18 protein-coding genes are annotated in these 23,044 nt (G+C 48.3%); 6 read left to right on the top strand and 12 right to left on the bottom strand.

What is annotated here, in order from left to right:
* Positions 1–100: 100 nt before the first annotated feature.
* The 3 genes from QNO02_RS27715 to QNO02_RS27725 are packed head-to-tail and all read right to left on the bottom strand — an operon-like array spanning position 101 to position 2,653.
* Positions 101–1,039 (bottom strand): ABC transporter permease, encoded by a 939-nt coding sequence (locus tag QNO02_RS27715; RefSeq protein WP_249912692.1) that lies wholly within the window; start codon positions 1,037–1,039, stop codon positions 101–103.
* Positions 1,036–1,848 (bottom strand): ABC transporter permease, encoded by an 813-nt coding sequence (locus tag QNO02_RS27720; protein ID WP_091036204.1) that lies wholly within the window; start codon positions 1,846–1,848, stop codon positions 1,036–1,038. Before QNO02_RS27720 ends, QNO02_RS27715 begins: the two co-directional genes overlap by 4 nt.
* Positions 1,829–2,653 (bottom strand): ABC transporter ATP-binding protein, encoded by an 825-nt coding sequence (locus QNO02_RS27725; RefSeq protein ID WP_249912694.1) that lies wholly within the window; start codon positions 2,651–2,653, stop codon positions 1,829–1,831. Before QNO02_RS27725 ends, QNO02_RS27720 begins: the two co-directional genes overlap by 20 nt.
* Positions 2,654–3,178: 525 nt before the next feature.
* Here QNO02_RS27725 and QNO02_RS27730 point away from each other — a divergent pair.
* The 3 genes from QNO02_RS27730 (at position 3,179) to QNO02_RS27740 (ending at position 7,740) form a co-directional block, all read left to right on the top strand.
* Positions 3,179–5,404: a methyl-accepting chemotaxis protein gene (locus QNO02_RS27730; protein WP_353959089.1), complete on the top strand. Its 2,226-nt coding sequence runs from the start codon at positions 3,179–3,181 to the stop codon at positions 5,402–5,404.
* Between the two features lie 119 nt (positions 5,405–5,523).
* Positions 5,524–6,525 (top strand): GTP 3',8-cyclase MoaA, encoded by a 1,002-nt coding sequence (gene moaA, locus QNO02_RS27735; RefSeq protein WP_076209757.1) that lies wholly within the window; start codon positions 5,524–5,526, stop codon positions 6,523–6,525.
* Between the two features lie 378 nt (positions 6,526–6,903).
* Positions 6,904–7,740, top strand: a complete 837-nt coding sequence (locus QNO02_RS27740; RefSeq protein ID WP_036612668.1) for a methyl-accepting chemotaxis protein — start codon at positions 6,904–6,906, stop codon at positions 7,738–7,740.
* 212 nt (positions 7,741–7,952) lie between these two features.
* On the opposite strand, the gene QNO02_RS27745 is transcribed toward QNO02_RS27740, so the two are convergent.
* Complete coding sequence (locus tag QNO02_RS27745) at positions 7,953–8,561, bottom strand: LysE/ArgO family amino acid transporter (protein WP_289390535.1); 609 nt, start codon at positions 8,559–8,561, stop codon at positions 7,953–7,955.
* 135 nt (positions 8,562–8,696) lie between these two features.
* Here QNO02_RS27745 and QNO02_RS27750 point away from each other — a divergent pair, with 135 nt between their 5' ends.
* Positions 8,697–10,190 (top strand): aminotransferase-like domain-containing protein, encoded by a 1,494-nt coding sequence (locus QNO02_RS27750; protein ID WP_289390536.1) that lies wholly within the window; start codon positions 8,697–8,699, stop codon positions 10,188–10,190.
* Between the two features lie 158 nt (positions 10,191–10,348).
* Here QNO02_RS27750 and QNO02_RS27755 read toward each other — a convergent pair whose 3' ends face one another.
* The 6 genes from QNO02_RS27755 to QNO02_RS27780 all read right to left on the bottom strand — a co-directional run bounded on the left by QNO02_RS27755 (position 10,349) and on the right by QNO02_RS27780 (position 18,857).
* Positions 10,349–11,176, bottom strand: a complete 828-nt coding sequence (locus QNO02_RS27755) for a carbohydrate ABC transporter permease (protein ID WP_062836914.1) — start codon at positions 11,174–11,176, stop codon at positions 10,349–10,351.
* Positions 11,173–12,057 carry a carbohydrate ABC transporter permease gene (locus tag QNO02_RS27760; protein ID WP_017691891.1) on the bottom strand — a complete coding sequence of 295 codons (885 nt, stop codon included), beginning with the start codon at positions 12,055–12,057 and terminating at the stop codon, positions 11,173–11,175. The genes QNO02_RS27755 and QNO02_RS27760 overlap by 4 nt, the downstream gene beginning before the upstream one ends.
* A 181-nt stretch (positions 12,058–12,238) precedes the next feature.
* Positions 12,239–13,519: an ABC transporter substrate-binding protein gene (locus QNO02_RS27765; RefSeq protein WP_091036187.1), complete on the bottom strand. Its 1,281-nt coding sequence runs from the start codon at positions 13,517–13,519 to the stop codon at positions 12,239–12,241.
* 147 nt (positions 13,520–13,666) lie between these two features.
* A complete protein-coding gene (locus QNO02_RS27770) occupies positions 13,667–14,776 on the bottom strand; it encodes a response regulator (RefSeq protein WP_289390537.1) in 1,110 nt (369 codons plus the stop codon).
* Positions 14,773–16,563 carry a sensor histidine kinase gene (locus QNO02_RS27775; protein WP_133386125.1) on the bottom strand — a complete coding sequence of 597 codons (1,791 nt, stop codon included), beginning with the start codon at positions 16,561–16,563 and terminating at the stop codon, positions 14,773–14,775. The genes QNO02_RS27770 and QNO02_RS27775 overlap by 4 nt, the downstream gene beginning before the upstream one ends.
* Before the next feature lie 290 nt (positions 16,564–16,853).
* Positions 16,854–18,857: a beta-galactosidase gene (locus QNO02_RS27780; protein WP_289390538.1), complete on the bottom strand. Its 2,004-nt coding sequence runs from the start codon at positions 18,855–18,857 to the stop codon at positions 16,854–16,856.
* Positions 18,858–19,105: 248 nt separating this feature from the next.
* Here QNO02_RS27780 and QNO02_RS27785 point away from each other — a divergent pair, with 248 nt between their 5' ends.
* Positions 19,106–20,077 carry an AraC family transcriptional regulator gene (locus QNO02_RS27785; RefSeq protein WP_133386423.1) on the top strand — a complete coding sequence of 324 codons (972 nt, stop codon included), beginning with the start codon at positions 19,106–19,108 and terminating at the stop codon, positions 20,075–20,077.
* Here QNO02_RS27785 and mobA read toward each other — a convergent pair.
* Positions 20,047–20,676 (bottom strand): molybdenum cofactor guanylyltransferase, encoded by a 630-nt coding sequence (gene mobA, locus QNO02_RS27790; protein WP_289390539.1) that lies wholly within the window; start codon positions 20,674–20,676, stop codon positions 20,047–20,049. The two genes, QNO02_RS27785 and mobA, sit on opposite strands and share 31 nt — an antisense overlap.
* A 162-nt stretch (positions 20,677–20,838) precedes the next feature.
* On the opposite strand from mobA, the gene QNO02_RS27795 reads away from it, so the two are divergent.
* A complete protein-coding gene (locus tag QNO02_RS27795; protein WP_091036174.1) occupies positions 20,839–22,032 on the top strand; it encodes an MFS transporter in 1,194 nt (397 codons plus the stop codon).
* Between the two features lie 217 nt (positions 22,033–22,249).
* On the opposite strand, the gene QNO02_RS27800 is transcribed toward QNO02_RS27795, so the two are convergent.
* A complete protein-coding gene (locus tag QNO02_RS27800) occupies positions 22,250–22,807 on the bottom strand; it encodes a stalk domain-containing protein (protein WP_133386128.1) in 558 nt (185 codons plus the stop codon).
* Between the last annotated feature and the right edge of the window lie 237 nt (positions 22,808–23,044).

Genomic DNA, 23,044 nt, shown 5'->3' on the forward strand with positions numbered 1-23,044 from the left:
AGCATCAGTCCGTGTTCAAAAAGTCTGCTTTTCAGTACCGTGGACTTTTTGAACAACCTCTATCAGGTATTACGATCTATGGTTGGTACCCTGATGTATGTTAGTGATCTGTGCGTGCACGATTCCACGGAATGAGTCGTTTTTCTGCCAGGACAACCGCTTCATACAACACAATACCGAGCGCGGCAGCGATGACAATGCAGGACCAGGCCAAGGGCATGTTCGCCAGTCTAATCTGATCCGAGAGCAAGTACCCCAGCCCTTGGGAGGCGATGAAAAATTCACCCACAATGGCCCCGATAATACTGGTGGACATGTTGATCTTCAGTCCTGCAAAGAGGGAAGGCAGCGCGTGAGGCAGTCTTAGTTTCCAAAAAAACTGCATCCTGCTTGCGGCAAGGCCACTCAGCAGATCACTGTACTGCGGCTGAATGGAAGTCAGCCCTTTGAACAGGCTGACGGCCATGGCGGCCATCGTAATAACCGTGACCACAGCAATACGCGACCAGATCCCGTCACCAAACCAATTGTTCATGATTGGGGCAAGAGCCACGATCGGAACAGCGTTCAGTGCAGACAGAACCGTAACCGCCGCCCTGCCGCTTGTTGGGAAGAACGATGCACCTGCCGCTGCCAGAGCGCCGAGCAGTGAGCCGAGCAAGAAACCTCCCAGCATTTCGGCTCCGCTGTACACCGCATAACGAAAGAGCATATTGGCATTTTCCTGTATCGATGCCGCAATCGCGGAAGGCACAGGCAGTTGGTAGCTTTCCAGCGAGAATATCCAATGAAACAGCCTGAGCTGCCAGAGAGCGAGAAACATCACACCTGCCCCCCAAGGAAGCATGCTCAGTACAATTGAGCGCCCGCGAACGCTGGTTCCCGATCTGGCCTTTTCGGCTTGTCCCTGTTGTCCATGAATTTCCGATCCAGGGGCAGATGTCACCTGTGAACCCGTGAGGGGCGTAGCTGCTCCAGTTACAGCAGCAATTGCCACACCTTCATCACGCTTCCGTTGCAAAACTCTACCTTCACTCATGTGGCATCACCTCCTTTGGCCCTGAACTCAGGCTGCCAGGGGGTTAGCCAACGTTCAGCCAGACTGATGACCAGATACGAGATCAGGCCAATGCCAATGCTAAGCATGATGGTGGCCCAGAACATGCCAACTTGGGCATGGCCGTAATATAACGAACTGACCATCAGGACGCCGAGTCCGTCGGGAGCGCCCATCAATTCCACAACGATGGAGGAAGTCACCGCGAGCGGAGCAGCTATTTTCATACCAGAAAATAGTCCCGGTAGTGCTGAGGGCAGCAGACATTTGATATATCGTGCGGTCAGTGAAGCTCCACAGGAACGCATAAGTTCCAGATGCTCTGGTGCTGCACTTTTCAATCCTTTTAACGTATGGATAATTATCGGGAAGAAGGTGACATACGCCGCCATAACAATTCGGGCCCACTCCGCGTTGTGGATGATGCCGTACACGATTGGTGCGAGACCAATAACCGGAACCATCTGTGAGGAGACAACATATGGCGATAACGTGCGCTCCAGCCAGATAGCCCCACTCATGAGTAGAGCCAGACCCAGACCAAGCAGCGTTCCCCCTGCAAAACCAATGGCTGCATTGCCAAAGGTGACAGCCCCCTGCTCTGCCAGCGTACCCGAGTAACGAAACAAGGCTACAAGGACATCATGCAGATAAGGAAGGCGAGACGCCGCCTGCTGGGGTGACAGGAACAGTTGGAGCATCCAGGCGATTCCTTCCCACAGCATCAATACGGATACAATCCAGATGACGATCCAAGATCGATATCCTGGTTTAAAGAACCTCAGGGACATGAGATTCATCACGCTCCTCGTAGAAGCAATTGCGAATGGTTGTGATCATGTGGTAGAAAGCTTCCGTTTCTCTCAGTTCACTATGGCGGTCAGAAGGCAGATTAACAGAATGAATGGAGTGCACTTGCCCCGGATGCGCCGAGAGTACGATGATCCGGTCGGACAGAAATACGGCTTCGGGGATGCTGTGTGTGACAAAGAGGAAGGTCTTGCCTGTTGAGCGCTTGATCTCAAGCAGCTCCAATTGAAGTTTTTCTTTGGTGAATTCGTCCAGGGCGGAAAAGGGTTCATCCATGAGCAGCAATGGTGGATCAAGCGCAAGGGCTCGTGCAATGGATACACGTTGCTGCATCCCTCCACTGAGTTGCCATGGATAATGGTCGGCGAAGCGAGTTAGTCCTACCATTTCAAGCAGTTCACTACTAATGCGGCGGCACTCCTTACGGCGGGTACCCAGCAGTTCCAAGGGCAATTCCACATTGTGACGAACGGTGCGCCAATCGAACAAGGCTGGTGTCTGGAAGACAATGCCGAACTGTCGCTGTAGCCGGGCCCGCTCAGGCTCCTGACCTGCAATGCGTACGTTGCCTGAGGTAGGTTGAAGTAGATCACCCACCAGCCGGAGCAAGGTCGACTTGCCGCAGCCGGAAGGGCCCAGCAGAGAGACAAACTCATTGGACTGGATCTGGAATGTAACATCCGACAAGGCAGTGACCTGTTGTGTACCTGTGCCAAAAACAACGGACACATGATCTACATCAATATGGCAGGCTTCGGGGACTGTAGCTGAGGATATGGAGGACATGGGCATTCTCCTTTGTGGGAAGTTGTTTTCATTGCACACCAAGGCTGAATGGGAGGTTTATATACACGAACGTAACAGGTTTTGCTTGTTAGATAATACTATATCGCTTTGGGCGGGGATTACATTATACAGTGTGTTTTGAGTATGGGCCTGTTCATGTTACACAATGTAAAATGAGATGGATTCTCAGATACATCCATGTGAGTTTTCTTCGTAGATAGCTAACATTCAATTCACCTAACAACAAGCGCACAATCATTTGTATTTATTGATTAAATATTCGGAAAATATGACATATCCCCTCGTATTCTTGTTCGTTTTCTTGTATAAAGATTGAATAGACGTACAAGGGCTTCCACCTCAACGTGAGTCAACGATCCTGAATGATGAAGGCGGTATCACTGTTCTGGATCAATCACCACGCAGGTTGGATTCCTCTGTCACATATCACTTTGAAAATCACATATATAGGTCTATCCAAAGATCAGTAGAACGAAGCTTTCAAATCCAGAAATCGGGGTGGTCATGATGTTTGATTGGCTGGGATGGAAAAAAGGATTGCCGCTGTGGCGATCGTATCGGTTGAACGCACATATGAAAGAAGATGTGGAACAGATTTTTGAGGGGATTGCCGAAACGAGACGGCAGCTTATGATGGACTGGGCAGATGAACAATGGAACCACCTGGATCGTTTGCTTCAACAGATACAGTCGGTCCAGTTACAGGATGTATTACAAGGTTCACAGCAACTAAGCAAACTAGATGCATGGTTTCAATCCAGTTATATTCGAGCCGTAGACAGTACGGAGCTATTCATGCTGAACGAACAGAATCAGGTGGTATTCTCTACATATAAGAAACATATTGGACAGATTTATGAAGATTACGAAGCTTTAATTGGACCAGGATTGAAATACTCCAGAGCAGATCGTCATGGCAAAAAATGCTTGTATGGTCCATATTCTGATCCACTGACGTTGGATATTGGTCCACGCTCGTCCAATTTTCACGATGATGTCACCTTGCTGTTTATCTCCCCAATCCTGCAGGAAGGTCGATATGTCGGTTCATTATGCAGCCGAGTACCCGGGGATGTACTCGGTGACCTGATCCAACGAGAATCAGGTCATATCTATCCCGATTCTGGTGACAATTATCTCTTTATGGCTGAGTCAATATTACGGCCCCATCTGCAACCCGGTACCGCCTTATCCCGAAGCCGCTTCGAAGACCGCACCTTTACGCATGGGGAAAACCTCAAAGATGGTGTCACCACCGAATGGGGTATCGTTTCAGTCAAGGAGCATACCGAACTGGAACTCATGTTCACTGATCCATCGACTGGAGAACTACACCCCGGAGTAGCAAACACCATTCAGAATGGTTCCAATCTGTTCGTAGCCTTTCCCGGCTACTCGGATTATCGCCATATTTCTGTGATCGGCAAAGGCATCACCTTCCAGCTGCCACACTGTCCTGATCGCTGGGGCATGATGTGTGAAGGGGATCTGGAGGAAGTGTATCGGATACGAAGCATCGGCTGGCGCCAGTTCAAGCAACACAGTCTCTTCACGCTTTTGTCAGGCGTTGCAGGAGCCGCTCTTGTCTATGTCCTCACTGGTAGCGGTTGGAGTGCGGCAGCAATGGCCGCTTTTAATGTGTTATTCGGATTCTTCACTGCATTACAGCTGCATCGTAGCCAATATCGACGGGTTCATGAAGACTTACGCCGCATCAGCCGATTTATTCGAATTAACGCCGAAGGCAGGGGGGATCTAACCCAGCGCCTGGACACGTCTGCTTTTGCCCAAGACGAATCGGGTGAACTGGCGAAGTGGATCAACAACATGATTGACTCTCTGGAAGGCATTATGCTGAAGGTACAACTTGCCACGGTAGACGTTATGGACAACCAGTATCAGATGCGAACTTCAACAGAGACAACCCAAGGTACGACTGAGCGTGTGAACTACAAGCTTGGTTCGATGATTCAGGCCATTCGCACCCAACTGGAAGATCTCGACCAGGCCAAGATTGCTGCTGATCACATGCGCATAACGCTGCAACAACTGGAGACCTCTGCTACCGAACAGATCAGCGTGGCTCAGCAGGAAGTGGAACGAATCGGCGACAAAATGACCCAAATCTCAGGAGCGGTGTCCGATACCAACCGTACCATCCTGTCCTTCATGGATACGATGAAAGAGATTTACCGTGCACTGGCTGTCATTGATGAAATTTCAGCTCAGACCAACCTGCTGGCTCTCAATGCTACCATTGAGGCTGCACGCGTGGGCGAACATGGTCAAGGCTTCTCGGTCGTGGCAGGGGAAATCCGCAAACTGGCCGAGTTATCCCGCTCTTCTACGGAAAATATTCATCAGATTCTGGACCGAATCTCAACGGCAGCAGGAGCTGCGTCCCAATTGATCACAGAGGGTGATCAGGTACTGGCTGAAGGAACAACACTGGTTCAGGCCGCTTCGCAACTTCTGCAAAATGCTACGGCTGAAGAACCTGAGCGCACACAAGTCGTGGATCAAGTGGTCATGCTGATGGAGAATATTGCTGCAATCAGCCAGCAAAATCGGGCGACTTCTGCTGAGGTAGAAGCTGAGATGATGGAGCTGATTCATGATATGTTGCAGGTTCAGCATTCTTCGCATAACGTGGAAGCCATTACGGTCTTTCTGCAACAACTCGTGGGACAATTCCATCTGAATCACCCCGCCAAAAATACTGTCATCTGACGTCATCGTTGACGCGGATTGGAGAAATAGCTAAAATTTGATGCAACTGTTCCTTTTGAAATTGTCGTATCATTTATAATAGAAGATTTCCAATCTGAACCGATGAAAGGGTGGTCTGCATGGAACTGCTTCAGGATTCATTTGGCCGGATACATGACTACATCCGTATTTCTGTTACGGACCGCTGTAATTTACGCTGTGTGTACTGCATGCCTGCAGAGGGCATGGAATTTGCTCCACATGATGAGATTATGAGCTACGAAGAAATAGCACAGGTGCTGAAAGTGCTTGCTCCAATGGGCATGCGCAAAGTCCGACTCACCGGGGGCGAACCGTTGGTACGCAAAGATCTGCATAAGCTCGTCAGCATGATCTCGGCAATTGACGGGATTGACGATATTGCCCTGACTACTAACGCTCTTCTACTGGATAAGCAAGCTCAGGCATTGAAAGACGCTGGATTGAACCGGATTAACATCAGTCTGGATTCCCTGCGAGCTGATCGCTTCTCCATGATTACCCGCGGCGGAGATGTGAACAAGGTACTGAAAGGCATTGAAGCTGCAACAGCCGCTGGCCTTGCTCCGATCAAGCTGAATGTTGTGCTGATGAAGGGTATCAACGATGATGAAATCAAGGATTTTATTGCAATGACGATTGATCAACCTCTTCATGTACGTTTTATTGAATATATGCCGATTGGACAGGCTTCGGATTCATGGCGCAAATCTTATTTGCCGCTGGAAGCCGTGACAGATGTATGTGCTGAAGCAGGCTGGACGGTAGAAAATACAACAGGCCCTGCGGGCAATGGCCCATCACGTAATATGAAAATTGTGGGCTCCGAAGGCACATTTGGATTGATTCATCCCGTGAGCGATCACTTCTGTGACAATTGCAACCGACTTCGGCTGACCGCTGACGGACATATCAAAGCCTGCCTCTACTGGTCAGATGAGTATAATGTTCGCCGCTTCGTGGATGATCCGGATGCCATGGCGGCGCTCTTCCTCAAAGCACTGGGTACGAAACCAAAGAATCATGAAATGGCTCTGGCTTTGGAACAAAAAATGCAATCTCACACACCGACGGTACGGCGCATGTCCCAGATTGGCGGATAACAACAGTACGCATATAACACAACCGCGTATTACTGCGTACGTACGGTACATATTTGTACCGTCAGGATGACCTCTTCACACAACGGATGAGGTAACGCTGGCGGGGTGAACCCTTACGTAAATCAGCATCCATCACGTGAAGTGGAGCGTGTCATATGGCAAAGGTGGATAGCCAAAGCAGACAAGAACATGATGTTCTTGTCTGCTTTTTCGTTATGTTTTCATAAATTCCCGAAAAACTTCCATTCTCCTGTTTCATTTGTTGAAAATTTAATTAATATACTTTATGCCCTTATTAGGCCTTCAAGATTAACCTCATTCTGACGATGTATACAATACATCTAGATGATACATATACATTATAGGAGCTGAATCTTATTGAACATCGTTGAAGCACTCGTTGCAGCCAGTCCATATTTTAAAATTATGCTGAAAGAACACGATATCATGATTGCGGTAACCGATACCGAGAAGTTCTGGTATTATGTTCCCAGCAACGAGCTTGATCTGGGCATCAAGGCAGGAGACCCCGTTTCCCTCGATGACCCTACACTCCGCCGGGCACTTATACATGGGGAAACTTCAGCGAACCGAATTGATGCAAAATTCTATGGCACATCAATCAACTCGGCGGCTACCCCACTTCGGGATGAGCAAGGAAATATCGTGGGTACACTTGCCATCGGTTTCTCTCTTCAGAATGAGGAAAAACTGGAGTACTTCACTGAATTGATCGGCGGGATCAGCGGAAAATTAACAGATATGGTGCAGACGGTAGCTGCCCAATCCGAGCAGTTGACGGCCTCTTCCACGCAGATTTTGGATAATACCCGCATGGCTGTACAGAACTCAGGCGAAGTTAATAAGGTCGCCGCATTCATCCGTGAAATCTCAGAACAGACCAATCTACTGGGGCTGAATGCAGCCATCGAAGCGGCCCGAGCCGGTGAAGCAGGTGCCGGATTTAGCGTCGTTGCATCTGAAGTGCGTAAACTTTCTACAGGTACCAAAGAAGCTACGGTGAATATCGAACGTTCCTTGAAGGATGTTCAGCATTCCATTCAGCAGATGGAGCAAGAGATCACATCCATCTCACAGTCTAGCAACCAACAAGCGGTGCTGGTAACCGAGTTCAGCGAGGTCATTGATCAGTTGAACAGTGTAAGCCGTGATCTGAAAGTGTTTATTGAATCCATGTTACTGAAGGCAGAATAAATCCGATTACGATGACCTTAACTCAAATGAGCAACCATATATAATAGACGCTACACCAAAGCGTTATCGAGCACTACATGTTCCAACTCAATAACTAGATCACCAGGCTATGCTGATCACCAATTTCAGCATCCACATTGAACTCTTCGTGCGATTAACGTCACGGGGAGTTTTTTATTTTAACAAGTTGTACCAGCCACATCGCAGTCCTTCTAGGAATAGATGAGCTTCCACAGCATCATACATGCCAGCCCAACCATGACTACAGCGGACAACCGATTAAACACCAGACTGATGCGTCCAGTTCGATCCGTTCTCCCAATCACCCTGCCTGCACCTGCAAGTCCCAAGAACCATATCCAAGATACTACCGCGGCTGTCAGGGCAAAATAGACGCGCTCCACCCCTTCATACTGAAGTGAACTGGTGCCAATCACAGCAACCGTGTCCAGCAGAGCATGCGGATTGAGTAAAGACACCGATGCGGCAAACGCAATCTGTCGCCCCGCTGACATTACCGTCCCCGAACCTTCCACAGATTCGGATGACCTCCAGATACTCCATGCCATATACAGCAAAAACAAGCTTCCTGCGCCATACAACACATTCGCCAGCAATGGCCATTGCAGCAAAATGAGCGACACCCCTCCGACGGCTGCCCCGATCAACAACGTATCACTGACCCCTGCCGTTATTACAGCAGGCAGGGCATGTATATAACGCCTCTGGCTCATGCCCTGGTTAAAAATAAATACATTCTGCACACCCAGTGGCAAGATCAGGCCAAACGCCAGAACCACTGCATGAATAACAACCTCCATCGTTCTTCCCCCTTATCTCTGTCCTCCATATTAGGGCAGATGATAACTGACGTAACCAACCACTTGGATGGCATCAGACCCAACCAAATGATATAGTGTTTGTTACAAAGAAAAACGGAGGTGATTCTGCCGGTTATGGAACGCTCTGATTCCCGGCTAAACATGGGTTGGAAGCCAAATCCTTCTCTCGACTTGCCCTTATATCGCCAGATTGAAGCCTATATCCGGCAGAAAATCACAACGGGCGAATGGTCCGCAGGATACCGTCTCCCATCACAGCGAATATGGGCTGAGTCCATGGGAGTAAACCGCAGTACATTGGTCACTGCCCTTGATAATCTGGCCGCCGCGGGTCTGCTTGAAGGCAGACATGGCGGGGGAACTTATATTTCCGGCTCCGGTTGGCATGGCATGGCTCACGGAGCCATGCCCAACTGGAACGAAGCCATTGAGGAGGGCTGGTATTATCCCAACCTGCCCGAGATCCAGCAGATTAATCAGGCTGAATTCAGGCCTGGCATCATACGTCTTGGTACAGGGGAACTTGCCCCGGACCTGATGCCTCAGGATGCTTTTAACGACATTCTGTACTCCCTGTCCCATCGTTCTCGTACACTGAACTACCTGGAACCTCAAGGAAGCCTGGAGCTTCGTGAGGCTTTATCCGTCCATTTGCAGATTACCGGCATTCAGGCCTCTCCAGATTCCATACTGATTGTATCCGGTTCTCTTCAGGCGCTGCACTTGATTTCGGTCGGACTGCTCCCTCGCGGATCAGCGGTTCTGCTGGAAAAACCGTCGTATCTCTATTCCATTCACGCCTTTCAGTCAGCAGGGTTGAAAATGAGTGGTATCCCGATGGATAACGAAGGCCTACACATTGCACGCCTGGAGGATGCTGCGCAGCATGTCAAAGATCAAGATCATATCTCGCTTCTCTACACGATCCCGAGCTTTCACAATCCCACCAGCTCTGTCATGAGTGATCACCGCCGGGAAGAACTCATGACCACCGCTCGAACACTAGGCATCTCCATACTGGAGGATGCCGCCTACGGTGATCTATGGCTGGATACACCTCCTCCGTCATCACTGAAGGCGCGTGATCAGGAAGGACGGGTGCTGCATATGGGTACCCTGTCAAAGGCAGTCAGTCCCGGTCTGCGCCTCGGATGGCTGGTTGGGCCAGAGCCGGTCATTCGCCGTCTCGCAGATATCAAGATGCAGACCGATTATGGCACCAGTTCACTCGCCCAAGAAGCTGCTGCCCTGTGGTTCGCAGAAGGACATCATGCAGGACATATGGAACGCCTTCGCCCTGAGTTACGCAAACGAAGAGACTTCATGCTGGATCTGTTGCAACAGCACTTTCATGGCATAGCGGATTGGGAAATACCCGCTGGGGGCTTTTATATCTGGCTGCAATTCACTGTATCCCCTCTCTCTATCCGCCAGTTGTTCCATACCTGTCTGGAGCAGGATGTACTTATCCACCCGGGCTATCTGTATGACCGGTTAGATGCGAGTCACATTCGGCTGTCTTATGCCTATGCTTCCCCTGATGAGATGGAACGTGGGTTGCAATGCCTCGCAGAGGCCGTCCACAGACTTATAGATTCTGGCTCCTGACTTAGAACAATGCTGTTTCCTGATTTCACAACAAAAAACAGCCTTGACCTGGAAGGACCATCTCCTTCAGATCAAGGCTATTCGCGTAAGTTTCGAAAGTTTGGCCAAATACCCGAGCGGACAAATACCAGATGCGCTGCGGGATACCTTTGAATGTTTTACCCTTTTACAGCCCCCTCAGCAATCCCCTCCATGATGAACTTCTGGAAGAACGCATAGATCAGAATAACCGGAATCGCAGTCAGTACCAGGGATGACAGAATCAACGGCCATTCCTTGTTATATTCACCAAACAGCATGTTTGTGGACAGAATCAGCGTATAACGATTCACATCGGTCAACATGAGCAGTGGCAGCAAGAAGTCATTCCAGATCCACAGGAAGTCCAGAATCGCGATGGTGACTGTGATCGGAAGCAGCAGCGGGAAGATAATCTGGAAGAACGTCTGGAACTCATTACATCCGTCAATCTGAGCCGACTCCTCCAATTCACGCGGAATAGACTTCACAAACCCGTGATAGAGGAAGATTGCCATGTTCACACCAAGCCCGATATAGATCAGGGCCAATCCGTACGTGCTTCCTTGCACCCCCATGCCTTTGGCTACCCGTGTCAGCGGAATCATGATTGAGTGGAACGGTACCAGCATGGATGCAACAAACAGGAAGAAGATCAGGTTGCTCAAGCGGCCGGAGGTACGTGACAACTTGTATCCCGCAAGTGAGGCACAGAAGACGATTCCCCCGATCCCCAGAAAGGATACAATCGCCGAGTTCATCGAACTGCCCAACAGATTGATTTTGTTAAACGCGTCCGAATAATTCTCCCAGTGAAGCGTTGTTGGCAGCGCGATAAAGGACTGGAACATCTCACCCTGTGTTTTGAAAGAGTTCACAACCGCCATGTAGATCGGCAGCATAGCGACGAGAGAGCCCAGAATCAGCAGCAGTCGAATCAGATAACTGTTCAGTCGTTGCATCCTCATGCTTCCACCTCTTTCTTCTTCATGACGGTGATCTGGATGAGTGTAAAGATGAGCACGATGATGAACAGCACAACCGATTTGGCACTCGCATAGCCGTATCTGAAGTTATTGGAGAACGCTTCTTCATAGATGTTCATCGTGATAACCTGCGTGGCCCGACCCGGTCCACCACCAGTCAGTCCGTACACCACTTCGAACACTTTAAATGCTCCGTTCAACGTCAGGAAGAAACAGATGGTCACGGCATGAGTAATCATCGGCAACACCACATTGCGCAGTACCTGGAATGCGTTGGCCCCATCAATAACAGCCGCTTCCTTGAGACTTTTTGGCACTCCCTGGAGAGCGGCCAGATAGATGATCATCATATACCCTACACCGTTCCAGAGCGATACGATCAGAATGGAGTAAAATGAAAACTTCGGATCACCCAGCCACTGCTGGTCGAGGAACGAAAAAGCCAGTTTCTCTGCGAGTTGTGGTAACACCTGAGAGAAGATGAATGTCCACATGAAAGCACTGATGATTGTACTGATCATGTTAGGCATGAAGAACAGCGTCCGGAAAAGCCCTTTGCTGCGCGTCCGTGACTCTATCAACACGGCGAGTAACAAGGCAATTCCATTTTGCAGAATCAGCATAAATATTACATATTTCATCGTGAACCACAGGGAGTTCAGAAAGTCGGGATCTTCTTTGAACAATTCCACAAAGTTGCCCAGACCGATAAAGCTGTAATCCCGATTGAGTCCGTTCCAATCCGTCAGACTATAGAACATGCCACTAAACGTGGGATACAGCAGGAAAATCGCATAGATGACAAAGGCAGGCGCAGTGAACGCGAGCAGTGACAGATACTTCTTGAACACATTCGTAGCCATTGGTTCTCCCCCTTTTCACTCGAAGCGGATGATTGTAAACGAGGGAACGAAGAACGTTCTGCCTGCCATATCATCTGCTTGGAGACTGCGACGAAATAAAGTACCGCTAATTTGTTGACAAAACTCCCAAAACCGTTGAGATTTTGCCAACAAAAGCAGGTACTAAATTTCTCGCAACTCCTTACTTGTTGACCTTGTTGTAGGATTTCCACGCCTTGTCGAGCGCATCGATAACCTGCTGTTGATTTAATTGCCCAGAGTAGTAGCCTTGCAACGCTTTGCCTGACTCGTCTTTCACCGCTTGAGGAAGGGATGGGTCCTCATAAGCTTTACCTTCACTCACATATTTCTGGGCATCGTCTACCCACGGGAAGCTCTTGAAGTCATGGATCTTGGCAATCGGATTGAACTTGAGTGCTTCGAAGAATGCACTTGAATCCTTGTCATCGAGAATGTAGTTCACGAAATCGAGTGCCACTTCTTTGTTTTTGCTAGATGACGATACTGCCAGTGAAGTGGAGGTGCTCAGATTGATTTTGGTATCATCCGGATTGTCATTGATCGGCATTGGTGCTACACCAAAGTTAAAGTCCGGGTTGGACTTCAGAATCGTTTCGGCAAACCATGGTCCCTGAATCCACATCGCGGCGCTTCCTGATGCGAAGGCTGCTGAACCATCATCTCCACCCACTTCCAGCGCTTTGTCTGTTCCATTGGCATTGACGAGATCGAAGATATCGAACAATGCTTTCATATCGGAAAAGGAGCCCTGATCCTGATTCATCTTCTCCACGAAGTCTTTGTGCTCAGACTGAGTTAATGCACCCACGGTAAGTGGCAGGAATAATTGCGGAATCCAGGCTTCTTTGTAGGACAGTTCAAACGGTGTAATGTTGGCTGCTTTGAGTTTCTCCACGACCGCTTTCATTTCCGTTAACGTCGTTGGCACTTCCAGTCCTTGCTCTTTGAAAATATCTTTATTGTACAGATAGCCCCATGATACTGTTTCCAATGGAACAGCTACGATTTTGCCCTCCGCATCCGTTATGGAAGGTTTAACCGAATCCAGCAGCTTATCGACAAAAGGTTGGCCCGACAGGTCTTCCAGATAACCAGCTTTGCTGAACGGTGGAATCTCATTGACCGCATGCAAGGCGAACACATCCGGTGCATCATTGGAGGCGAGTCGTGTCTTCAGAATCTGAGGCGCATTGTCCGCAGGCGGCATCTCCAGTTGCACGTTCACCTCAATGTTTTTCTCTGCTTTCTCCTTGGCTTTGAACTGTTCTATATATTTATCGTAGTGTTCTTTCAGCCGAGGTTGTGCAACGAATACTTTGAGTGATACCGTGCTGCCTGACGCCGATTCCTCCTGCCCATTGTCCGTTCCTGCATTGGAACCGCAACCTGCGAGCAGAACACTGACCAGTACCGCACTTGCTACGCTTTTCCATACTTTCATCTCTTATGACCTCCCGGTGTGTAACTGGTTTGTCTTTCATAGGCTCATTATATATCAGAAAATGAAAGCGCTTCATTGGACAAAATTAGACTTGTGTATTGGATTATTTTAAACCTTAATCCTGCCACAAATGCTCTCTCAAACGACTCATTCCGTGCTACTGCCTGAATTGCCTGACATACGAGCTTGTCCCTTCCGCATCTCCCCTGGAGATACTCCGAAATGCTTCTTGAATACCCGATAGAAGTAGGACACATCCTCATAACCCGCCATCTCGGCAACATGCTTGAACGGAATCTGTTCATCCATCACCCATTCTTTCGCTCTCGTCATACGTAATTGGACAACATAGTCGGTCACGTTCACATCGTACTCTTTCTTGAATACCTTGCTGAGATATTCCTTGCTGACAAAAAAGATCTGGGCGAGCTGCTCCAGCGTAATCATCTCCATACAGTGCTGCTCAATATATTGCTTTACCTCATTCAGGTTCAGCTTGTTCTTGAATTTACGCTGCGCAATCAGCTGCTCCAAAGCCTGGTAGTATGGAGTCGAAATCCATGTGATCGTGGATTCGATGGAAGCCAGCGCTGTTGAAGGAGGTAGCGCCGTTGCTTCGGGCCGCTCGTACAAGCCATTGGAGACGCACAGTTCATCCAACAAAGCCTGTAGTTCATGAGCCACCCTTCCAAGCTGCCGAGGTCTGTTAATCTCGAATCGTTCCAGCTTCTGCTGCAATTGTTGGAACCACTCACGCAGACTCTGAACGTTCAGGTCATTAAACCGCAAGCGAGCCTGCTGCTGAAACAGGGAGAACTCACCTGCGAACGTAGAAGGATACGATTCCCATGATTCAGGCGCTGATTCAACCTTTTCCAACTCTTTTGCACATTTGGCAAGTACACCATTCAGTTCATCCGGATTCACCGGTTTGAGCAGATAATCTGCAGCCCGATGGCGGATTGCATGTTTTGCATAATTGAAGTCGTCATATCCGCTCACCACGATCACCTTGATCTGTGGGTACTGTCCGCTCAGCGTCTGTAGCAGCTCCACACCGTCTGTACCGGGCATGCGCATATCCGTAATGATAATGTGAGGCTGATGCTGCTTGACCAGTTGTATGGCCTGCTCACCATCCTCTGCCTCACCTGCAACGGTCATGCCGAGTTCATTCCAATCTCCCAGGTTGCGCAAAATATCCCGGTTCCACGGTTCATCGTCCACTAGCAGCACTCTGTACAGTTCTTTGTTCACAAGGCTTCGCCTCCTGTATTGCAGGGGATTCGTACCGTAACGCTTGTCCCCTGTCCGTATTCACTTTCCATGCTCATCCCATATTCAGGTCCAAAATGCATTATAATTCGTGAGGCAGCATTGACCAGTCCAATACTTGTACCTGAACTCCACACCCGATCTGCCTGCAAGGTAAGCCGCTCCAGTCTGGATTGCATCTCCGTTAGTTTCTCAGCATCCATACCCACGCCGTTATCACGAATTCGAATGGTTACATCTGTAGGTTCACAGACGACTTCAATGCCCAGCTTCCACTCGCCGGGTTTCTTCTCCAATCCATGTAAAAATGCGTTCTCCACAATGGGTTGCAAAGACAACTTGGGAATATAACATGCCCGAAGTTCCCCGGTAATCTCCAGGGTATATTCAAGCCTGCCGGCAAAACGTTGCTTCTGAATCAGCATATAATGCTCCAACTGATCGAGTTCAGACTGTAGAGGGACAAGTCCATCCGGCGCGCGCACAATATAACGAAACATCTCGCTTAAGGCTCGAATGACTTTGTAACTGTCTGCCGGTTTTTGCGAGTAGACCATGCCGCCAATCATCTGCAACGTATTTTGCAGGAAATGCGGATGGATCTGGGATTGCAGTGCTTTGAGCTCGGCCGTCTGCTTCTCAAGATTCATTAGGTAGTTGTCGCGAATATGTTCCCGAATACGACTAGCCATGCCGTGCAGATTTTTCTCCAGCAGACCAATCTCATCTACCCGGCCGCTTCGTACCACTTCCCTGTCCTTGATCAGCTGAATACCCTTCATGGAATTCGCCAGTCTGACAATGGGCTTTGATGTACGCCAGGCCACGAGCGCAGCCAGTCCCACAGATATGACGGTTGCCAGGCCACCCACAACCAGTCCGTATTTCATCGTGTCCAAAGCACTTTCGTTAACGACATGGGCAGGTACAATCTTGATCACACGCAATCCTGACGGCTCGATGGAGTGAAAGAATACATATTCTTTGGCTGTCCGTATGAAGCCCGAACTTTCTTTCGTGCTTGCCAATTTCTCCATTGCTTCCGCAGACGGCTGAATCTCTTGGTTTGGTTGATAGACCGGACTACCCGCGCTATCAGCAATGTATACCGCATAGTCTCCACGGCTATCCAGCAGCTCCAGGGTCTGGTTGAACTCAGCCCACTTGACCTCCAGACTGATGGCCCCGATCTGTGCCTGATCCTCGAAGCGGTTCATACTACGGGTCATGTGAAACTTTTGCGGATCGTCCGGATCATTGATAATCGTAAAATCTTTATGTTGTGCAAAAAGCTCATGATACCCCTCCGGTATTTCCGATACCGCCTTGATGCGAGAATCCATGGAGTTGAAGGTGAACAGGGTGTCCAATTCTTTCAGATACAGTTCAACGCCAAATACATAATTGCCGGCAGAATAGTATACACTGTTCAGCATATTGAACATGGCCTTCTGTTCGTCGAATCGGCTGGCTGCCGGCGCTTCCTCGTTCAACGCCAGATATTGATGCAATTCGTCACTGATCTGAATCGAATAGATAATATTGTTCATGCGAGCGAACTGTTCACCCAGATAGATGGAGGCCCAGTTCATATTGGCTCGGTTGGTCTCCATAATCTCCTCTTCCATGGAAGAGCGGGTATTCTCGGCTGCCATAGCGGTCATGGCAATGACGGGCAGAACGGCCAGCAGCGTCATGGTAAGAATCAATTTATTGCGAATGCTGCGTTTGAAAGGATCTGTCAGCTTCCGATAACATTCGGTAAACACAGCGCATCCACTCCTGAGCTAAAATAGACAAACGCCCCAGCATGGAAGCCGAGGGCGCTTTGGTCTTTATATTCGTTTGGAAATGTTACAACTAATGCTATTTACACGGACACTTCGATGGCAGAACAACCTTCGATCGCTGTTATCCCCAGATTTTTTCTGATTCCCTTTTTGAAAAGGGAAAATCCGGGGATAAAGGCGCACGCTTCGCTTCGTTAGGTTATTTCTGTCATCTCCGTTTTTGTGTAAATTTATAGTTCAGCATCCATTGCCTACTCTATTATTTCCTATTATTGTTCGATAATCCGTATGCCCCATGGCTCAAGTTCGATCTTCTCTCCCGCAACAATCGGGGTTCCTGCCAGAAGTTCGGTCCCTTCCCCATAGACATTGACGAAGGATGTTGCCTCATCCGCGTAATTGAAATAGTAGCGAATCGTGCTTCCTTGATCGTTCACACCTGTCTTCACAATGATAGGAAAAGCCAGCTCCTGCTCAGTTCCCCATACGCCCGCTTCCTTCATGACACGTTCCAACACCTTACGGATCACCGCAGAACTGGTATAACATCCGACATAGGTTGCTTTGCCTTTTCCATAGGTGTTCTGGGTAATTGCCGCATATTCGCCCCAATGTGGATGATCATACCAAGCAAGTACTTCAGCCGTTGTTGGTGTAATCAGTTCCATCCAGGTGTGAATCTGGTTCTGCTCCTGACCAACCTCGAATGGATCATCGCGCAGCGAGACATGTTTGGGCTCTACAAAAAGGTTATAGCTGATCCCGCATGCCTCACTGATCAGGCCGGGCTGGCGGGTAGAGCGTACCTTGATATGCTCATTTGCAAATCCGCTTTTGAACGAGTAGACGATATGTCCGCCATCCTGTACGAATTGATTTAATCTTTCCAACAATGCATCCGAAGCTGCATACAGAGCAGGTACAACGAGCACATCATACCCCGCATAACTCTCAACCGATGGATCGATCAGGTCACAGCCAATGTTCATCTTGTACAATTCATCGTACATCCAGCGCACCACGTCATTGTAGTTCTTGTCACTGGTGAAGTTAAATCCAAACCATTTAATCGATGTGAGCGCCTCATTGCTGAACAGCACAGCTACCCGATTCTTTTTCTTCAGATTAACGAGCTTTGGACTGAGTCGGGCAAAATCCCTGCCAATGGTCTTTGCTTCGTTGTACACCGGATTCGGTTCGAAATCATGACTGAGCAAACCTTTCCAATACGTCTCAAACGAATTGTGCAACGAATGCCAGTGCCAGTAAGCGACCATGTTCGCTCCCGATGCCAGATGACTGAATGCCTGCAAACGTAGCTGTCCCGGATAGGGAACCCAATGCCAGAACGCCTGGGCTTCGGTCTCCAGCACCAGATAGTTCGATTGTTTGGTGGAACGCGCCACATCGCCGCCGAATGAAATCTCGATGCCCGTCAGATCATCCTGGGAAGGATGGTAGATGTCCACACTGGTAATGTCAAAAGGCTTCGATGCGGCAAAATGATCCACATCCCCTTGAATGCCGTACGAATACCCACGCCAGTCAAAGTCAAAATTCTGAGTAACAAACTGTCCTTCCTGTTTGTATTCATTCACGATTCCCACTTGCCAAGCCAAAAAGTTGGTTACCAGCTGTCGCTGGAACTTGGCAAATTCAGCGCCAAGACTGCCGTTGATCGTTCCTACAACAGACGGGAAGTCCTCCCAGCTATTGATTCGATTGCTCCAGTAATCGAGACCAAATTCCTTGTTAAGCTCATCCAGGGAGCTGAACTTGTTACGCATATATTTTACGAATTGCAGTTGGACATTATCTCCGGCCGTATTGTAATGCTTCGTCTCGTTATCTGTCTGATATCCAATTACCGCTGGATGTGTGCTTACCCGAGAGATCAGCTTGCGTATGATCCGCTCGGCATAGAATAGATAGGTTGGATGAGTAATGTCCATAATCTGTCTTGCACCATATTTGCCAGGTCCCTGTGAGGTGGTAGCCAGCACGTCCGGATGTTCCTTAACCATCCACGTTGGAACAGCATACGTTGGTGTTCCTACGATAACCTGAATTCCTGCCTCATGCATGGCATCCAGCACACGGTCTACGGAAGAGAAATCAAATACGCCATTCTGTGGTTCATGAGTACTCCAGGTTGATTCTGCAATACGGACCACGTTGATCCCTGCATCCTTCATCATCTGAATGTCCTTGTCCAATCTTTCGTAAGGCATATATTCATCATAGTAAGCTACACCATATAATAATTTGTCCATGATTTAATCTCCTTTTTAGGTGGAAAATATAATGATCTTGACGTGTGCAAGAGTTGACATATTCCAATCCATAATGGTAGCGTTTACATTATTACCGATTGAAGAACTTGGATTGTTCAGCAACCACTTCAAACGCTGATACGTGCCATGGATTATCCATGCTTGCGTTAAACTGATTATAATGAAGTATACTACGGGTGCCGATTGTATAAGGCAAGTTGTTTTTACCCTTTTCCGAGGTGAATATGATGGATATGCGATCACAGCTCCGAGAAATGCCTCACCATACGCTGGCCCACTGGCTGCCTATTATCGACTGTAACATCAAATTCTATGGTGCGCACAGCCAACAAGTACCCTATGGATGGGCGATGCCGGAGGAATCACATCCGGGCTTTGAGATTATGTTGATCATCGAAGGTACGCAGGAGAGTGTGATTCATGGTTTTACCTATACCGTGGAGGAAGGTTCCATTCTTCTCATTCCTCCAGGGTTCAAACATACGAATCAATGTGTATCCACGGGAGGCATGACTTATTTTAGCGCTCACTTTAATGTGGATGATCCAGTCTTCACCCTGAAGCTGATGTCACAGCATAGCCAAATCTACGCAGCAGGTACGGCAGATAATAGGAAGTTGCGCGTTGTGCTGGAGAGTTGGATGGGGATGATTAACGTATCTGAAGCCTACACGTCTACTGACAAAATGATCATGCAGGCCCGCATGTTTGAACTGTTCGCCCTGTTGTCCCAAGCCGCTGACAATGAACCGGAGACCACCACTTCCGTTGCTGCTTCACATGCACCAGCTCCAACAGCCATGCATTATGCGGGAGCTATAGCGGAGGCAATCAAGCAGGCATTCCATGCCCAGCTTCGAACCAAGGAAAGCAGTGTATCCACGGTCAAAGTAGAGCAGATTATATCCTCTTTTGGCATCAGCCCGGGATATGGTCTACAGGTCTTTCGCAAGGTGTACGGGCGGTCGCCCAGGGCTTACCTGTCCAGCTTGAAGTTGCAGGAGGCCAAAGTACTGATCGAACAGCCAGAGCTGTCGCTTGGGGAAATTGCGTGGAAGCTCGGTTACACCCATCTGTCCCATTTCAGCAGACAATTCAAACGTTGGACAGGCCAAAGCCCGCTTCAATATCGTAATCATCATGCAGATGCATCAGGTGATCCTGTATCCTACAGATCTGAATCGAGTCCAGAATCTTGATTACGGATACGTTCGTACTCTTCCGGCGTGTTCATATTACTCATTTGCATTGCTAGTTTATGAACGCCAGCTCTCTCAAGCTCTTCCGCTTCGACATAACAGCAACCAATCTCTTCAAGCCATCGCATAACTCGAAGATGATCCTGTATCAGACGCTGCTCGAGATCAGGGATCACTCGTTTGTGGTAAGCCCCTGAAAGAGGGTGGACATGTCCATCCACGCGTGGAACGATAGCAGAATAAGAGTTATGCGATTCGACCAGTTTTTTTATTCCATCAAAAAAAGACGTTTGCAGGAGCGGCATATCGCAGGCGCATACCAGATTCCAGTCTGTATCGGAAGCTTCCAGTGCCGCGTGAAGACCGGCGAGTGGCCCCTTCCCCGGATAGAGATCCTGAACGCAGTCGTAGCCCATTGCACCATAGGTTGTCACATTGGGTCCGGCAGCCACGATGATACGGGATACGGCGGGTCTCATGGCCTTGGTGACATGTTGCAGTACAAGGGAACCGTTCAGTTCCAGCATGGCCTTGTTGGTCCCCATGCGGCTGGATAAACCTCCTGCCAATATGATGCCTGTCCACTCCCTCGTGTTCATGTTGTTATCCTCCTTCAGATCACGATATGTGTTTGACTGCATCAATTTCAAAACGTTCGCTATGCATTGAATCCCCTTTCAACAAATGATACATTGAACAATATGCATTTGAAAGGAATGGCTTAATTGGACAGACCTGCACCTTCAAGAGGCAACCCCTCATTGGTTTCTCTGAAACTATATAACTTTTTCATATATGGAGCCATCTCGATCTTCGCCGGATTCCTGCAGCTTTACCTGCAAGAGATTGGCATGACCAAACTGGAGATTGGCAGTCTCATGGCGATTGGGCCCTTTGTATCCTTGTTTGCCAACCCATTCTGGGGTTTCTGGAGCGATAAATCTCGCAACATTCGCATCATTTTGATGATTATGATGGGAGGCACATTTGTGCTCGCCCAGGGTGTGTTCTATGCGCCCACTTATACATGGATCTATGTAGCCATGATTTTCTTTTATTTTTTTCAAAGTCCATTATTTGCTCAAACCAATAGCCTGATTCTCGGATATATCGATGGTACAACCCAAAAATTTGGGTCATTCCGGCTCTGGGGTTCACTCGGTTGGGCACTGACTGCCGTCGCAGCCGGACCGCTCATTGACCGTTTTGGCATCGGCAGTGTATCCATTATATTTGCGTGCATGATTGCCACCGCCTTTGTATTATCCGTATTTCTACCCAGACAGCCGATCGCTTCGGATACACCCGTGGTTACTTTTCGGCGGTTTGGCAAAGTCATGTTCAATCCGTATTTTATGGCATTTATCGGCCTGGGTGTACTCGTATCGGTGCCTAATGCGATGAACAGTACTTTTATGTCACTATATATTGTAGAAATGGGTGGCGACAAACAGATGGTCGGCTGGGCCATCTTCACCTCATCCATTCTCGAAGTCGGCGTATTCCTGCTGCTCGACCGCCTACTCAAACGCAAGATGAGCATGCTCTTGGCATCTCTCATTTTGATCAGTTTGCTGTTTGCACTGCGCTGGCAGCTCATGGCACTGGCTAACAACCCGCTGGAGATTGTATTCATTCAGTTGATGCACTCCATTACGTTTGGTGGGTACTTCTATGTGGGTACGCAACTGACCATGCTGTTTATTCCAAGACCTTACCGTTCCTCCGGTCAAGCGGTGTATACGATGGCCTGGGGCGGTCTCTCCGGCGTGATTGCCGGTCTGTTCGGCGGCTGGTTGTTCCAGAGCTTCGGTGCGGAAATCATGTATAGCATCGGCGTATTCTTCTCGCTCATCGGCGCGGTCGGATTTGGCATCATGTGGTTATCGAATCGACGTAACGGCTATCAGCCGGTTGTATTGACGGAGATGGGTAATATGGATGAGGACAGATAATCTTTTGTTTGAAAAAGTTGAAAGAGATTTCCACTGGAGCACTACGAGGACAGAACAATCTTTCAATCGCTGTTATCCCCGGATTTTCTTGATTCCCTTTTCAAAGGGTGAAATCCGGGGATATAGCGGAGCTGTAGTTCGTTCTATCACAATATGAATACTATGCTAGTTTCTCTATAGATTTTAAAGTTGAACAAAAGAAAATACACGATTTTAACTAATCATTAAACTGAACAAACACATGCATATACTTATCTAATCCTGGAAGTCCGGTCGTTTCATTGATTTCCAAAAAATTGAGTTTTTCTTCCCAATCCAATCTTTCCTGATCGGAATCGTCAGCAGCATATTCAAAAATATATACTAAGACAAAAGCGTCAATACTCGAGACCCCGTTTTTCAACTGTACCCACTCTTGAGGGAGCACAACTTGATTTTTACCCGCTGTGATTTCTTTGCCAGAGAAATTAAGAATCAGTTCTTGTCCTTCATTTTTAATCGTGGTGATTTTTTTCTTTCCATCCCATTCAAACGTTGCTCCGGATCGTTTAAAAACATCTTTCACTGGGATATAAATGGAATTATAAGTTGTTTTTGTTGACTTTCCTTCCTTAATGACACTTAGTTCAACTTTTTTTAGTGATGAATTATACACATTTGCCGCACGTTCCTTAAAAGGGAGATCCATTAGGGATTGGTCCAAAGCAGCAGATGCAACGGATCCTACACAGACAACTAAAGTTAACATCAACAATAAAGAAACAAATCGCTTCATCTTGATTCCTCCTTGGAATTATTGTTCACATTAACTTAAACGTCGAAAGTTGGAAAAATGTTCATTTTAGTATCCCGTTGTATTAATAATTATTTTCTTGTGTATCCACACAGAACCAGGACTTGTACCAGTACAACCTTCTTTAGCAATTGCAGGCGCACAAGAAAAAGGCGTCTCCATTGGCTTATTGCCCTGGAGACGCCTTTTACGTTCATAGATTTAAGTTTACTGCTAACC

The organism is Paenibacillus sp. PK1-4R, assembly GCF_030369595.1.
Lineage (GTDB): Bacteria > Bacillota > Bacilli > Paenibacillales > Paenibacillaceae > Paenibacillus.

Coding starts and splice junctions, on each gene's coding strand:
- QNO02_RS27750 (WP_289390536.1), top strand. CDS start 8,697: ATGGAACGCTCTGATTCCCGGCTAAACATGGGTTGGAAGCCAAATCCT.
- QNO02_RS27800 (WP_133386128.1), bottom strand. CDS start 22,807: ATGAAGCGATTTGTTTCTTTATTGTTGATGTTAACTTTAGTTGTCTGT.
- moaA (WP_076209757.1), top strand. CDS start 5,524: ATGGAACTGCTTCAGGATTCATTTGGCCGGATACATGACTACATCCGT.
- QNO02_RS27730 (WP_353959089.1), top strand. CDS start 3,179: ATGATGTTTGATTGGCTGGGATGGAAAAAAGGATTGCCGCTGTGGCGA.
- QNO02_RS27715 (WP_249912692.1), bottom strand. CDS start 1,039: ATGAGTGAAGGTAGAGTTTTGCAACGGAAGCGTGATGAAGGTGTGGCA.
- QNO02_RS27780 (WP_289390538.1), bottom strand. CDS start 18,857: ATGGACAAATTATTATATGGTGTAGCTTACTATGATGAATATATGCCT.
- mobA (WP_289390539.1), bottom strand. CDS start 20,676: ATGAACACGAGGGAGTGGACAGGCATCATATTGGCAGGAGGTTTATCC.
- QNO02_RS27765 (WP_091036187.1), bottom strand. CDS start 13,519: ATGAAAGTATGGAAAAGCGTAGCAAGTGCGGTACTGGTCAGTGTTCTG.
- QNO02_RS27760 (WP_017691891.1), bottom strand. CDS start 12,057: ATGGCTACGAATGTGTTCAAGAAGTATCTGTCACTGCTCGCGTTCACT.
- QNO02_RS27745 (WP_289390535.1), bottom strand. CDS start 8,561: ATGGAGGTTGTTATTCATGCAGTGGTTCTGGCGTTTGGCCTGATCTTG.
- QNO02_RS27725 (WP_249912694.1), bottom strand. CDS start 2,653: ATGTCCTCCATATCCTCAGCTACAGTCCCCGAAGCCTGCCATATTGAT.
- QNO02_RS27720 (WP_091036204.1), bottom strand. CDS start 1,848: ATGTCCCTGAGGTTCTTTAAACCAGGATATCGATCTTGGATCGTCATC.
- QNO02_RS27755 (WP_062836914.1), bottom strand. CDS start 11,176: ATGAGGATGCAACGACTGAACAGTTATCTGATTCGACTGCTGCTGATT.
- QNO02_RS27785 (WP_133386423.1), top strand. CDS start 19,106: ATGGATATGCGATCACAGCTCCGAGAAATGCCTCACCATACGCTGGCC.